General features: G+C 62.2%; 13 protein-coding genes and 2 tRNA genes. 8 read left to right on the forward strand and 7 right to left on the reverse strand.

Features of this window, described 5'->3' with window-relative positions; all coding sequences use genetic code 11:
* Window positions 1-20: 20 nt before the first annotated feature.
* On the forward strand, window positions 21-1196 hold the full coding sequence (locus NJT13_RS15150; RefSeq protein ID WP_254522476.1) for an MBL fold metallo-hydrolase: 1176 nt from the start codon (window positions 21-23) through the stop codon (window positions 1194-1196).
* 23 nt (window positions 1197-1219) lie between these two features.
* Complete coding sequence (locus NJT13_RS15155; RefSeq protein WP_254522477.1) at window positions 1220-1369, forward strand: DUF7512 family protein; 150 nt, start codon at window positions 1220-1222, stop codon at window positions 1367-1369.
* Between the two features lie 276 nt (window positions 1370-1645).
* Here NJT13_RS15155 and NJT13_RS15160 read toward each other — a convergent pair whose 3' ends face one another.
* Window positions 1646-2128 (reverse strand): carboxymuconolactone decarboxylase family protein, encoded by a 483-nt coding sequence (locus tag NJT13_RS15160; RefSeq protein WP_254522478.1) that lies wholly within the window; start codon window positions 2126-2128, stop codon window positions 1646-1648.
* A 526-nt stretch (window positions 2129-2654) separates the two neighbouring features.
* Between NJT13_RS15160 and NJT13_RS15165 the strand changes: the two genes are divergently transcribed.
* Entirely contained in the window at window positions 2655-2828 is a 174-nt protein-coding gene (locus NJT13_RS15165; protein WP_254522479.1) for a hypothetical protein, read from the forward strand.
* A gap of 10 nt (window positions 2829-2838) precedes the next feature.
* On the opposite strand, the gene NJT13_RS15170 is transcribed toward NJT13_RS15165, so the two are convergent.
* The 5 genes from NJT13_RS15170 to NJT13_RS15190 form a co-directional block, all read right to left on the reverse strand.
* Window positions 2839-3345 carry a toxin-antitoxin system TumE family protein gene (locus tag NJT13_RS15170; RefSeq protein WP_254522480.1) on the reverse strand — a complete coding sequence of 169 codons (507 nt, stop codon included), beginning with the start codon at window positions 3343-3345 and terminating at the stop codon, window positions 2839-2841.
* The gene (locus tag NJT13_RS15175) at window positions 3346-3924 is read right to left on the reverse strand and encodes a winged helix-turn-helix domain-containing protein (RefSeq protein ID WP_254522481.1); all 579 of its coding nucleotides are present in this window, start codon (window positions 3922-3924) and stop codon (window positions 3346-3348) included.
* 374 nt (window positions 3925-4298) lie between these two features.
* Window positions 4299-4369 (reverse strand) — tRNA-Gly (locus NJT13_RS15180).
* A 94-nt stretch (window positions 4370-4463) separates the two neighbouring features.
* A complete protein-coding gene (locus tag NJT13_RS15185) occupies window positions 4464-5222 on the reverse strand; it encodes a class I SAM-dependent methyltransferase (protein ID WP_254522482.1) in 759 nt (252 codons plus the stop codon).
* A gap of 110 nt (window positions 5223-5332) precedes the next feature.
* Window positions 5333-5563 (reverse strand): hypothetical protein, encoded by a 231-nt coding sequence (locus NJT13_RS15190; protein ID WP_254522483.1) that lies wholly within the window; start codon window positions 5561-5563, stop codon window positions 5333-5335.
* A gap of 420 nt (window positions 5564-5983) precedes the next feature.
* On the opposite strand from NJT13_RS15190, the gene NJT13_RS15195 reads away from it, so the two are divergent.
* Together NJT13_RS15195 and NJT13_RS15200 are read left to right on the forward strand one after the other, a co-directional pair.
* Window positions 5984-6055 (forward strand) — tRNA-Ala (locus NJT13_RS15195).
* Window positions 6056-6335: 280 nt separating this feature from the next.
* Window positions 6336-7427, forward strand: a complete 1092-nt coding sequence (locus NJT13_RS15200) for a hypothetical protein (RefSeq protein WP_254522484.1) — start codon at window positions 6336-6338, stop codon at window positions 7425-7427.
* Here NJT13_RS15200 and NJT13_RS15205 read toward each other — a convergent pair.
* A complete protein-coding gene (locus NJT13_RS15205) occupies window positions 7382-8758 on the reverse strand; it encodes a S8 family serine peptidase (protein ID WP_254522485.1) in 1377 nt (458 codons plus the stop codon). The two genes, NJT13_RS15200 and NJT13_RS15205, sit on opposite strands and share 46 nt — an antisense overlap.
* A gap of 426 nt (window positions 8759-9184) precedes the next feature.
* Here NJT13_RS15205 and NJT13_RS15210 point away from each other — a divergent pair, with 426 nt between their 5' ends.
* The 3 genes from NJT13_RS15210 to NJT13_RS15220 all read left to right on the forward strand — a co-directional run bounded on the left by NJT13_RS15210 (window position 9185) and on the right by NJT13_RS15220 (window position 12194).
* The gene (locus tag NJT13_RS15210; protein ID WP_254522486.1) at window positions 9185-9784 is read left to right on the forward strand and encodes a class I SAM-dependent methyltransferase; all 600 of its coding nucleotides are present in this window, start codon (window positions 9185-9187) and stop codon (window positions 9782-9784) included.
* Window positions 9785-10030: 246 nt separating this feature from the next.
* Window positions 10031-11398, forward strand: a complete 1368-nt coding sequence (locus tag NJT13_RS15215; protein ID WP_254522487.1) for an alpha/beta fold hydrolase — start codon at window positions 10031-10033, stop codon at window positions 11396-11398.
* 10 nt (window positions 11399-11408) lie between these two features.
* Window positions 11409-12194 carry an acetoacetate decarboxylase family protein gene (locus tag NJT13_RS15220; protein ID WP_254522488.1) on the forward strand — a complete coding sequence of 262 codons (786 nt, stop codon included), beginning with the start codon at window positions 11409-11411 and terminating at the stop codon, window positions 12192-12194.
* Window positions 12195-12319 lie beyond the last annotated feature (125 nt).

A 12319-nucleotide genomic window follows, 5' to 3' on the forward strand; every position in this document is an offset into this window, starting at 1 on the left:
CTTCGTACTATACGGTGACGATGGTCGAAACAATCACCGCTGAAGCACTCCGAGACATGATCGACGCCGACGAGGAGTTCGTCCTCTTCGATACCAGATCCCCAGACAGTTTCGAGGACTGGCATATCGCCGGCGCCAGAAATGTAGAGTATTCCGGCGACAACGACGAACTCGTCGGCGAGTTCGACGGCGACGACCTCGACGCGGACGACACCGTCGTCACCATCTGTGCGACGGGCGCCTCCGCGAGCAGTTTCGCCGCGTACCTCGAGGAGAACGGGTACGTCGACGAGGTCAAGACCGTCGAGGATGGCATGGAGGCCTGGAGCATGGTCTACGACGTCGTGCCGATCGCCACGGAAACCGACGATCTCGTCGTCGTGCAACTCCAGCGCCGGTCGAAGGGCTGTCTCGGTTATCTGGTCGGTTCGAAGCGTGCCGGCGAAGCGGCCCTCGTAGACGTCACCCGCGCCACCGACGTGTTCCTCGAGGCCGCGCGCGAACGTGGGCTGAAGGTGACACGCGTACTCGACACCCACATCCACGCCGACCACATCTCGCGGGGCCGACAGCTCGCCGACAGACTCGGCGTGCCCTACCACCTCGGTGCCCCCGCCGAGTCGCGGGACCCGCAGTTCGAGTTCGACCCCATCGAGCCGAACGGCACGGTCGAACTCGGCGACGTCGAGATCAAGGCTGTCCACACGCCCGGCCACACCACGGGGATGACCTCCTATCTCGTCGACAACGAGGCGCTGCTCACCGGTGACACGCTGTTCGTCGAATCCATCGGCCGGACCGAACTCCAGTTCGCGGACAAAGACGCTCGCGACGGCGCTCGCGTCCAGTACGAGACGCTCCACAGGGCCATCATGACCGAGCCAAACGACGTGAAGATCCTCCCGGGACACTTCTCGGTCACCGACGACGGCGAGTACATCGACGTGACGCCGGGGCAGCCGATGTTTTCGACCGTCGGCTACCTCTGGGAGAACAACGAGATCCTCCGCATGGCGGAAGACGACTTCGTCGAGCACATGTTCGAGAACCTGCCGTCGAAGCCGCCGAACTACGAGCAGGTCATCGCGACCAACGCCGGCGAGTACGAACCCGCAGACGAGGACGAAGAGACCGAACTCGAACTCGGGCCGAACCGCTGTGCCGCCACGTCGGATAGTGCCGTCGCCGACGACTAACACCACGCTCGCCTTTCTCCATCATGTTCGCAATCGATTCCCTCTCCGGAAGCGCACGAGCCGTTGCACTCGTCGGTGCCGTCTTGCTCGAGGCGATCGTCCTCTACGTCGGGTACGGCGGACTCGAGCAAGCCGTCGGTGAGCGCATCGTGGACCTGTTACGGGGCGAGTAGCGACGGACCCGTGCGGGGTGCGGGTGCGCCTCATCGGGGTCGTCATCGAAGTCGGCCCGGTCGTCGGGTCGTTCACCGGGGTCGATCCGGTCACCGGGACCCGGCCTCGCGTTCGTCTTCGGAACCGCCGTGGTCGCGAGGCTCACACACCGCGACCGCGGGCAGGCCGACTCCAAACCTCGTCGCCGAAACCGACGTCGCGGTCGCCGTCGGCACCACGCTGGGCCTCCGCGCCGCCGCCGTCGCCGTCCGCGAACTCGCGACTGGCCGACTGCCTCAGACCGGACACCGTTCGCGCAGCAGTTCGACGGTACGGGTGATACGGGCCGACGCTGACCGAAGGCACCGCCGTCCCGCCTGTGCACGCTTCGCGAGTGCGAACCGGACCGCGTCGTACGTGTTGCCAAGCAGGTTCCCGAAGTAGATCGCACGGATAAACGCGAGAATATCCGCGGCCGTGTCCCGGCCATACTCGTCTCGCAACGCTGCCAGCGCATCCGGACCCGGGTTCTCGTCCGTTTCCGCGTACCGCTGGGCGAACTGCAACGCGGGCAACTCGCCGTCGTCGACGGCCGACCCGACGTCGTTCTCGAGGATCTGCGCGATCGTCTCCCGATCCACGCCGGTCTCGCGTGCGAGGTCGGTGTGGTATCGAGTGCAGTACTGACACTCGTTGACCGCCGTGACCGCGAGCATGATCTTCTCCGCGAACTGCTCACTGACCCTGTCGGCGCGCTTGGCACGGACGAGGCGCGGCATATTATGTCCGAATCGAGCAATACCGTTCGGCAGCGATCGGATCGTGAACGTTTTCTTCCGAAACTCGTCAGCGGGGCCACTCATCTCGAGCAATGTTTTGGCGGCCCTGTGAAGTCGATTTCGATCGCCCGGTGCGGTCGTGTTCCTCCTAACTGGCTGAAAACCGATATTTTTCGGAGGTCAGATAATTGTTTAGTATCCCCAATGACGACCAGCGGTAAGCGACCGGCCCGGACGCGTCTCTCGCACGGTCGGACGACGGCGGTCGCTCTCGACGAGTGTGCGGAGCGGGACCCGAACCCGACTACGGGGCGGTCGTCCGAACGACGCGAGAACGCTGCGACTCGCGTGCTTCGAATTTCGCTTCCGATTGCCGCTGCTCGCGGTGATGCTCGCCGCAGAAATGCGCGGACCGGGATTTGAACCCGGGCCACGAGCTTCGGGGCGTACACCGATACTACGTACCATCCGGTCGCCCGCTGTTTTCAGTCGGCCACGATCTCTCACCGCGACAGGGGAGGTTTCGGTGCTCGATCCGAACGATCACCCGGACGCGGAGGCAGCGTACGTAATCACCGATCCCGATTTTCCGACCGACGACGAACTCGAGGACAGAACTCCCGATGAGGGTCGTGAGCGATTGCTGCGGTTCATCGGGCGAGGCGCATGGACCATCACCGGGAGATCGACGAGGCGGTAGCCGACGAATCTCAAACGTCCGTATTCGGATCGTACCGAGCCCGGACGATCCTCGGAAGTCGCGTTCGCGTCACTTCCCACAAGAGTCCGACGGGAGCGTCCTCCAGAAAGTCGACGCCCTGGTAGTGGTAGTCGCTCTCCGGCGAGGCTCGCTGCTGAAAGTGGTCGAACGGGATGTCCGACTCCGCCGGATGCGGTTGTCGGTGCCAGCCGCAATCGTAGCCCGACGACTCGAGGTAGTGGAATTTGAACTGGTCGTCGATCCCGACCGGGTGCGTCCACCAGTTGATCTCGAGCCTGGCTTCGTCTGCGTCGACGAGTCCATCGACCAGGATCTGCGTATCGAAGTGAGCAACGAGTTTCCGGTCTCTCTGGTCGCGCGTCGGTCTGACGACGACCGTCTCAGTCGCGGGATGGTGGTTGAGATTGATCCGTAACTGCTCGAAGATCCGACCCCGCCGTCCGGATACACCGATCGGGTCAGATCCGCCATCTGCCAGCAAATCGCCGAGAGACATCTATACAGCCGAATCTACCGACGGTCGGTAGTGGTCGCTGAATTTCTCGTATCGCTCGAGCGCTTCCTCCGCTATCGAGACCATGTGCGAGTGCGAGTCCCACTCGGAGGCCTTTTTGAAGTATTCCCGCGCCTCCCTCGAGGAGGTGTCGTCGGCCGTCGCGAGTTTCCGCAGTTCATCCGCGCTCTCGACACCGTACGTTTCCCCGAGTTCCTCGATGTCCTCCTTTGCAGTGACCGTCATCGTCTCGATTTCGCTGCGAGTGTGTTCCTCGATCAGCTGTGACACTTCTTTGAACCGCTGATACGCGGCATCGGGATAGTACGTCTTCGCACCTCGCTGTTCGACTGCACTCAGGATATGCAGATCGACCAATCGCTCGAGGTGACTCCGTGCCGTCGTCGGTGATACCGCCGCTCGCTCCGCGATCCAGTCCGCCGTCCGCGGTTGCTCGGTCGTCAACGCGACCGAAATCACGCGGTCGACTCCCGGCATCTCGTCCGTCCATTCGTCGGTCCGTTCCGCCTCGTCCACGATTTCGATCGCTTCGGGTGGTGCCAGAGAGTCGTCGTCAGCCATATCTCGATCATTTGGCCTCGAGAACAATAACCTTGTGTGCACACCAATTATACAATCTCCATCTGGAGTTTTTGACTGTCAATCGGTCGCGGGTACCGAGTCCGCCAACCCCGCCTATCTGAACGTGAGAAAACACGGAAGCCGCGAGCTACACCCCGTCCAGGTTCGCGCGAGCCCGGCTCGTGAATGGCTAGCTCACTGCACCGAGCCAGTCGTCACTCAAACCGGCGGTAACCATGCGGAAAACGGCGATGCGCGGACCGGGATTTGAACCACCTGAAGACGGTCGCGTTCGCTTCGCTCACGCGCTGCGACTCCCGTCGTTCAATCCCTCGTGCGATTGCTGCTGCTCGCGGTGATGCTCGCCGCAGAAATGCGCGGACCGGGATTTGAACCCGGGCCATGAGCTTGGAAGGCTCAGGTCCTACCACTAGACCATCCGCGCGCACTCTCGGATTTTCGTTCCACGTTTAAGGCGCTTCCGTTTCGCGCCGCCCGCCTGCGGTCCCTGCTGGCGATTGGCGCACTCGAGCGCGAAGTCAGTCAGACCCGGGGCCCCGCGCCCCCGCCACCGTCGCGTAACAGTTCCCGCTCGAGAGTTCCCACTCGCGGAGTTCGAGGGCGCTGTCCGCGAGGTCGGCTTCGAACTCGTCGGGGGCGTAGATGTGGTAGAATCGGTCGACCGGCTCGCCGCCGGGGAGAGTCCACTCGACGGTCGTATCGAAGCCCTCGGTCTCGTCGAACCGGTCGTGGGCGGTCGACCACGCGCTGACCAGCGCGCGGCCCTCGGGAGACAGAACCCGCGCGAGTTCGTCCAGACTGTCCCGGCGGGCCCGGCGGGTCGGCAGGTGGTGCAGCGTGGCGACGTAGACCGCGAGATCGACCGCATCGGTCGCGAGCGGGAGCGCCGCCGCATCGGCCTGCACCAGTTCGACGTCGAACCCGCGCTCCGTCGCCCGGGTTCGACCCGTCTCGAGCAACCCGCGGCTGACGTCCAGGCCGACCACGGACTCGAGGTGCGGGGCCAGCAGTTCGGCGTGGCGACAGTTGCCACAGCCGAGGTCGAGGCCGACGCCGTCGGCCGTGGCGGTTTCGAGGTCTCCCGCGTGGGTCTCCACGAAGGACTCGACCTCGGACCAGGCGTACTCTCGCGTGGACGCGAAGTGGGTCGCGATCCGGTCGTAGGTGTCGCGGATCTCGGCGCGGTCGGCGTACTCGTCCGCTCGGCTCGAGTCTCTATCTCGAGTCGGCTTCTGTGCCCGATTCCGGTCGCCATCGGGACCCTGGTCGTCGGCCATCGACGGATTTCGTCGGGGAACGCGCAAAAAGAATTCGCAACCCCGTCACCGCGGGACCGGGGTCGGGGGTGGCTGCTATCAGCGCCGAATCGGTCGGCCCGCGATTGGAGTCAGAGCCGCTTCACCTGTCCGGGCGTGAGACTGCAGCCACACGGCCCCGCGGTGTGATCCGCCGGCCCGCGAGACGTGACCGACGAGACCGGCCCGCCGCAGTTCGGGCACCTGGAGAGCTCCGGTGGCGGGTTGAGGTCCACGTCTATGAGGATGCCATCCAGAATCTCGGACTCGGTCGGAGCCGGGCTCGAGTCGGGGTCGTCGTCGATCAGTTCGTCGTCGGTCATCGACGACCTCCGTCCGCTGTGTGGGTGTCGCGCCGCTGTACTCGCTGATCGGGGCGGCGATCCTGTCGTGTGTGGCGATACTTCCGTCGTGCGAGACGTTTATGTCTCGGTAGAAGCAAGTGGAACATGGCTTGCAAAGCCGTGGATGGCTTGGAAGCCACGCTTCGGGTGTCTCAGCACCCGGGGCATTTCACGTACGCCCCCGTATTTGGAAGCGTAACTTCCATTCAGAATGTGTCCGTCGGATACCTTATAACTACTGGAATCAACCATGTATAGAAGTCCGCTCAGCTTCAGAGCGGTCCGTCTCAGGGTACTCGAGATCGAGACCGAGACCGGCGAGAATGTGGTGCCGTGACGTGGTCTCGAGGAATTCGAGGGGTTTATCTATGCCCGAGGGGAATTGACGGTTGCGCTCGAGGGCTCGTAGATCAGAGGTAGATCACTCCCTTGGCATGGGAGAGGCCCCGGGTTCAAATCCCGGCGAGTCCATGCGAAATTATCCGTCGTGCACAGGGTTCCAGACCGCAAGGTACGGACTCTGTCGCGGCCGGATTCGCCACTTCTGGGTTAGAGAACCCTCCCTCACCGAAGGGAGTTCATCAGTTTTTTAGACGCGGGTCGACGCCCGCCTGCGATTCTTTCAGGGAATGGAGGTGGTCGACGTGAGCACCGTCGATCGCCTGCATCCGCCGATATGCGAGTTCTGCGGGTGTGAAATCGACGAATTAGGGAAGCGCTGTCCTGCCCTCGAGGATAGGAGGTGTCAACCATGACGGTCCCCGCTGCCCAACAGTGTACGCACGGCGGGTGCGACCGTGAAGCCACAGACCCAACAGACGCGGTTCCGGTTTGTGACTTTCATCTCGAAGCGATTCGGAACGGGAGAGACGTCGAAGATAACGAGAATAGCGATAGTGACGCGGATTACGCTGAGTTTGCCGGGGAATGGGGTGACGCAGACTTCGCGAATCCGGAACGCGACGTCTACCCCGACGAACTGCTCGAGCGCGAGCAGTGGATGGGACGTGCCGGCAAGAGCGGAAAACAGCCGGTCGTACCGTGGGGTGACGAGAACGCCCCCGCCGAGTGTTCGAGGGCCGGTCACACGACGGCTGACAAGTGTGACTGTGACGCCCGGTGGAAGTGGGACTACAGCGACCATTATGTCACTGGCAAGGAACTCGAGATGTTCCTCGAAGATCCGAAATACCGGGAGACGGTCAACGGCCGCGTTTTCATCCAGCGAGAGGACGACCCCTACGCGTTCGTCGACGGCGACGATGTCGTCTGTCCCGAGACCGGCACCGTTCACCCCGCGTTCATCGCGGTCCTCGAACACCTCGGCGTGACCTACACCGACGTCTCGACGTCCGGCAGCGGTGTACACGCGTACTATCGCGGTGACCTTCCAATCGAAAAAGGACAGGCCACTTTCGAGATTGACACTGAGCCATGGGGTACGAACGACGAGCCGCCGGCGATCGAAATCTACGCGAACAAGCACGTGAACGTTGCGACCGGAAAGCACGTTCCCGGTACGCCGCTCGAGATCAACGAGTGGAACGAGGACGTCCTCGAGCACTCACCACTCTCCACAGAGCACGACGACGGTCACTTCCTGCTATCGCCACATGCGGAATCGACGACGATCGCGACCGGTGAGGTGGTTCGGGTCGTCGGTCCAGGCTTCGGTACACCACTCGACGAATGCGTCGAGCCGATACTCGTGGTTCTGGAGCTTCTTCTCGCTCGTCTCGAGTTCGCGATGTGGGACGGAGCGGTCGGCCGCTTCTCGGAGCGAGATCGGCTCCTCCTTCACCGGTCGACGGCTGCTGCTGGATTCAGGAAGCCGGACCCGTAGTACGCCTTGTCGTACTCGTCAACTGTCTCAGCAGTACGCTCTAACGTCGTGCGCACTTGGTACGCGCTGAAATCAGGGTTCTGGCTCTTGACGAGCGCAGCTGCCCCCACCACCTGTGGACAGGCCATCGACGTTCCAGCGTGCCAATCGTAGCCATAGGAGGCCCCCGTATAGGTGCCATCGTCGGCGTACTCGGGTACAGCGATGGTGTTGAAAACGAGGTCGAACCGCCAGTCGACACCGGTACCGATAGCCGCGAGGTCGGCGTCTCCGCCGGGCGCGGCGATGTTGATAGCGTTCGTCCCGTAATTCGTGTAGAACGCTGGACTATCGGTCTCCTCTTCGAGCCCCGTGTCCCCCCATCGGTAGCCAACTGGTCCGGTGGCGCTGACGGACATGACGTTCGCTGCCTCGTTGGGAAGACTGACTGCGGAGATACACTCCTCCGTGCCGTCGTCGTCGAAGTCGCCGCAAAGACGCCCGTCACGCTGGAGGTCAGCGCTGTCGTTACCTGCAGCTGCGATGAGCAACGTCCCCTGACTATTGGCATAGGTCGTGACTCGGCTGAGCGCCTCGCCGTAGAATTGACCATATCCCTCGCGCGAGACTGGGTACGCCCCGATGCTCATGTTGGCGGCGTCGGCATCGATGCGGACGCTGTAGACGATAGCCGCGAGAATATCTGCGAACGACGCCAGTGCACCCGGTGAGAACACTCGGCAGTCGACAACGTCTGTCGCAGGCGCAGTACCGACGGCGCCTTCGTCGTTCTGGTCGTTTGCGGCGATAATACCGGCGACGTGGGTGCCGTGGTACCCGCCGTATGGACCACCAGCACCATAGTCGTCGTCAGTAAAGTTCCGAGACAGGTCCGTGTTCACTGCATGCTCGAGGTCAGGATGACCGGCGGCGACCCCCGTGTCGATAACGGTTACGCGAGTCCCGTCCCCACGAGTAACCTCGTGGGCTTCTGGGATATTCTGGGCCTGCTTATCCCACTGATATGTGTATCCTGGTTCGGACGGTGCCCCGGCCGTGGAAGGCGGCTGGTCACTGAGGGGACGGTTCAGTGAGTATGTACTATCCGGAGCGTACTGCGCGTTTAGCGACTCGAGTTCGGACTCGGTCGCCTCTACGACCAGGAGGTCGATCTCGCTCAGGTCGTGTACGACAGTCAGGTCAGCTGCTGTGACCCTTTCTCGTCGAGTTGTTCTCGTATCAACGATGAACCGGTCAGTTGCTGTTGCTGCAATGACCGTACTTCCCACCGCAACGCCACCCAGTAGACTGCCACTCACCTTGAGGAACGTACGTCGTGATTTCTCTGACATACAGCGAAGTCTATCAGTAACTCTGCTATTGTTATTACCAGTATGTTACTTTCGTAGTGACTGAAAACACAGTTTATGAGGATGGTACAGAGTGGCAAGGGCACCTCGTCGAGAGGGGTGTACCCAATCCTGTCTACTCCGATCGTGCAGGGCTCATTTTGGCTTTCTTTCAACTAAGTGCCGGATTGGATCTACATAAATCACGCCAACGTCCCTCCAGTGACGGTAAGCCATTCGCTCGGCATTGCCGGGGCGATGTGACGAGGTTTCCGCGGAGCAGCCTCTCCAACACACAGTCTCGATAGCGGAGGATGCTGCTGGCAGACGGCGGGTCTACTCCGATCGATGTATCCGGTCGTCGGGCACGGTCTTCCGACGACGGCGTATCAGAGGTACTGACAAGGGCCGCGACGCCGTATCGGATCTATGACCACGTGGGACGAACGGTTTCGGAACGGTGAGTATCCATCAGAACCGGACCCGTCGCCGGTGCTTCGAGCGTACGTCGGCGAGTCGACTACCGGGAGGGCGCTCGACGTCGCCTGTGGCACGGGACGCAACGCGATCTTTCTCGCCGAGCAGGGGTACGAAGTCGATGCCCTCGACCGGTCCGTCGAGGGGCTCCGAATCACGCGGCGAACTGCAGCGGACCGAGACGTCGGGGAACGCATCAATCCGATCCGGACTGACGCGACGCAATTCGAGTATCCGGAGGATCGCTACGACGTCGTGACCGTCAGTTTCTTCCGGACCCTCGATCGATTGGGCGACCTCGAGGACGCGCTGAAACCCGACGGGCTGTTGTTCTATCAGCACCACCTCCGTTCGGATCCGCCAGCAGCGGTCGGTCCGAGCACGGACCGGTATCGGTTTCGCTCGAACGAACTCCTCCACGCCTGTCTCGATCTGACGGTGCTGTACTACGAGGAGTCGAGCGAGCGACGGGAGGGAGACCTGTCGGCGACCGTCGAAATCGTCGCTCGGAATAGCCACGGCGGAACGCAATCGTATCCGGAGACGCGTTGAACTTCCACCGACGATCGACAGCGCCGACAGTTCGCAGAACCGATTCGTCGAGACTCGAGCGACGCGTGCGTTCGGACCGTCGTTCGCAGAATCGAGCGAATCGGATTTCGACGAGTTTGGGGGAACCCAGTTTTCATATCCTGATTCTGACTGGCGAGTTTTATTGGATCGGTGGTGGTACGACCGCCACCCCATTGGTGCTAGTAGCAAACACATAACACGACCAGATGGGGAGGTACGTAATCCATGACAGACAGCACATTGGCCAGCGAGCAATGGTGGGAAGAATATCGAGACGTCGTCAATTCGGATCCGGAAATGGAGTTGCACGGTCGGGACGCGTTCGACGAGAACTTCGTCGTCGGTATCGGTGAGGAACACTTCCTCGTCGATGTCCACGACGGTGATGTCCGAGACGTTCGAACGCCGGGGTTGGACGACGCGTGGTCGTTTGGCGTCGTCGGTCCGCGAGAAGCGTGGGAAGAATTCGTTAGCGAAGTGCCGGCGCCCCACCACAACGAGGTGTTCGCGTCCTTCTATCGAACCGCAGTGAAGGGGGAAGACGGGTACTTCGACCTCATCGGCAACCACAAAAAGATATTCCAGAACTTCCGATCGTTCCAGCGGGCGCTCGACCTGATGCGGACGACCCACAACGGCGGCGAACCGCGTACCGAGGGCACCACTCGTCCGTCGGAACCGACGGACGAACCCGTGACGGGTCAGTACGTTACCGTCGATCTCGGCGGTGTCGATCATCGCATCTACTACGAGGCGGCCGGGCCGGAGGACGGCATTCCCTTGCTCTGTCAGCATACGGCCGGCTGTAACAATCAGCAGTGGCGTCACGTGCTGAACGATCCGGACATAACGGAGCACTTCCGCGTACTGGCATACGACCTCCCGCGTCACGGAAAGTCGGTCCCACCCTCGAGCGAGTCGTGGTGGGCCGATCAGTACGACCTCACCGCCGAACGGTTTACGGACACCATCGTCTCCATCGCAGACGCACTCGAACTCGACGATCCCGTGTTCGTCGGCTCGAGCATGGGGGGAACGATCACGCTCGAACTCGCGGACTGGTACCCCGACCGGTTCCGGGCGCTGATCGGTCTCGAAGCGGGCCTGTTCACGCCGGGATTCTACATTCAGTGGCTCGACCATCCCCACGTCAATACGAACGACGTGAACTCCCACGCGACGTGGGGGTTGATGGCGCCCCACGGCCCGGAGTGGGCACGCCGCGAAACGCTCTATCTGTACGAACAGGGAGCCAACGGCGTCCTCAAGGGGGACCTCCACTATTACTCCGCGGAACACGACTACAGCGAGTCCGCCGACGACATCGACGCGACACGGGTCCGGCTGTACCTGATGAACGGTGAGTACGATTACTTGACCAACCCGGACGATGCCCGGGAGGCCGCCGCAGCCATCGGTGACGGAGCGACGGCCCACGAGATGAAGGCGACTGGCCACTTCCCGATGAGCGAGCGGCCGGAACTGTTCCGGGCCTACCTGAAACCCGTCCTCGACGATATTCGAGGCGTCCGAGACGACCCCGTTCCCGAGGTTCTCGCGCCCGAGGACGTCGGCGTCGAAGCGAACAAATGACTTCACAACAATGAACGACCAACAGTTCGACCCCGAGACCTACACCGGAATGCCGGACGGAACGGCCGTCCCCGCGCCGCAACTGATCGAGAACGCACGGATGCTGATCGTCGGCTACGAGGCCGATCCCGAGGTACTCGAGTCGGCGCTGCCACCCGGACTCGAGGCGCATCCGAATAGCCTCGTACAGATGAATATGTACCAGGTGCCGTCGGCGGAACAGACGAGTCACCTCGATCCGTACACACTCACGTATCTGACCGTGGAAGTGGCAGACCACGACAGCTCCGCGAGTAGCGCTGCGGAGGGAGAGATGTCCGTCCCCGGACGATTCTGGGTCGGTTACTGGACCGATTCTCCGCAGATGCAGGCGTACACTCGCGAGGGCGGTGGCATTCCGAGTCAGGCGGGGACGTGTGAGTGGGAGGAAGACGACGGGACGGTAGTCTCGACGCTCTCGGTCGACGGCGAACCCGTTATCGAGGCCGAGGCGAGCGTCGGCGACGAGCAAATAGACACCCTCACGGGACACCTCCACTATTACGCACACCGGCAGATACCGGAGCCGGCGGGTCGTCGCGCACAGGTCAGTGAACTCGTCGAATTCCCCATCCCCTTCGTCAGCGAACTGTACGAGGCCGACGTCGATCGCGTCGACTTCGACTTCCCCGAGAAATCACGGTTTCAGCGGTTCGCCCCCATAGAACCTCTTTCGACGCCGTCGATTCTCCACGGAACGGTTACGTTTACCTATCCGCAGGGGCGTCGAATCCGGGATTATCTCGCCGAAGGGTGAGAGACGAGTCCAACGGGGGCTGACGCCCCCGCTCGGCGAACGAGAGATTTGCGTGCGATTCGTACGGAGGACGCGTTTGCCTCGAGCTTCGGCAGGCACTCGCATCGACCGAGCCTCGCGAGTTT

The sequence above is a fragment of the Natrinema caseinilyticum genome (assembly GCF_024227435.1).
GTDB classification, from domain to species: domain Archaea; phylum Halobacteriota; class Halobacteria; order Halobacteriales; family Natrialbaceae; genus Natrinema; species Natrinema caseinilyticum.

Coding starts and splice junctions, on each gene's coding strand:
- NJT13_RS15150 (WP_254522476.1), top strand. CDS start 21: ATGGTCGAAACAATCACCGCTGAAGCACTCCGAGACATGATCGACGCC.
- NJT13_RS15155 (WP_254522477.1), top strand. CDS start 1,220: ATGTTCGCAATCGATTCCCTCTCCGGAAGCGCACGAGCCGTTGCACTC.
- NJT13_RS15160 (WP_254522478.1), bottom strand. CDS start 2,128: ATGCCGCGCCTCGTCCGTGCCAAGCGCGCCGACAGGGTCAGTGAGCAG.
- NJT13_RS15170 (WP_254522480.1), bottom strand. CDS start 3,345: ATGTCTCTCGGCGATTTGCTGGCAGATGGCGGATCTGACCCGATCGGT.
- NJT13_RS15175 (WP_254522481.1), bottom strand. CDS start 3,924: ATGGCTGACGACGACTCTCTGGCACCACCCGAAGCGATCGAAATCGTG.
- NJT13_RS15185 (WP_254522482.1), bottom strand. CDS start 5,222: ATGGCCGACGACCAGGGTCCCGATGGCGACCGGAATCGGGCACAGAAG.
- NJT13_RS15190 (WP_254522483.1), bottom strand. CDS start 5,563: ATGACCGACGACGAACTGATCGACGACGACCCCGACTCGAGCCCGGCT.
- NJT13_RS15200 (WP_254522484.1), top strand. CDS start 6,336: ATGACGGTCCCCGCTGCCCAACAGTGTACGCACGGCGGGTGCGACCGT.
- NJT13_RS15205 (WP_254522485.1), bottom strand. CDS start 8,758: ATGTCAGAGAAATCACGACGTACGTTCCTCAAGGTGAGTGGCAGTCTA.
- NJT13_RS15210 (WP_254522486.1), top strand. CDS start 9,185: ATGACCACGTGGGACGAACGGTTTCGGAACGGTGAGTATCCATCAGAA.
- NJT13_RS15215 (WP_254522487.1), top strand. CDS start 10,031: ATGACAGACAGCACATTGGCCAGCGAGCAATGGTGGGAAGAATATCGA.
- NJT13_RS15220 (WP_254522488.1), top strand. CDS start 11,409: ATGAACGACCAACAGTTCGACCCCGAGACCTACACCGGAATGCCGGAC.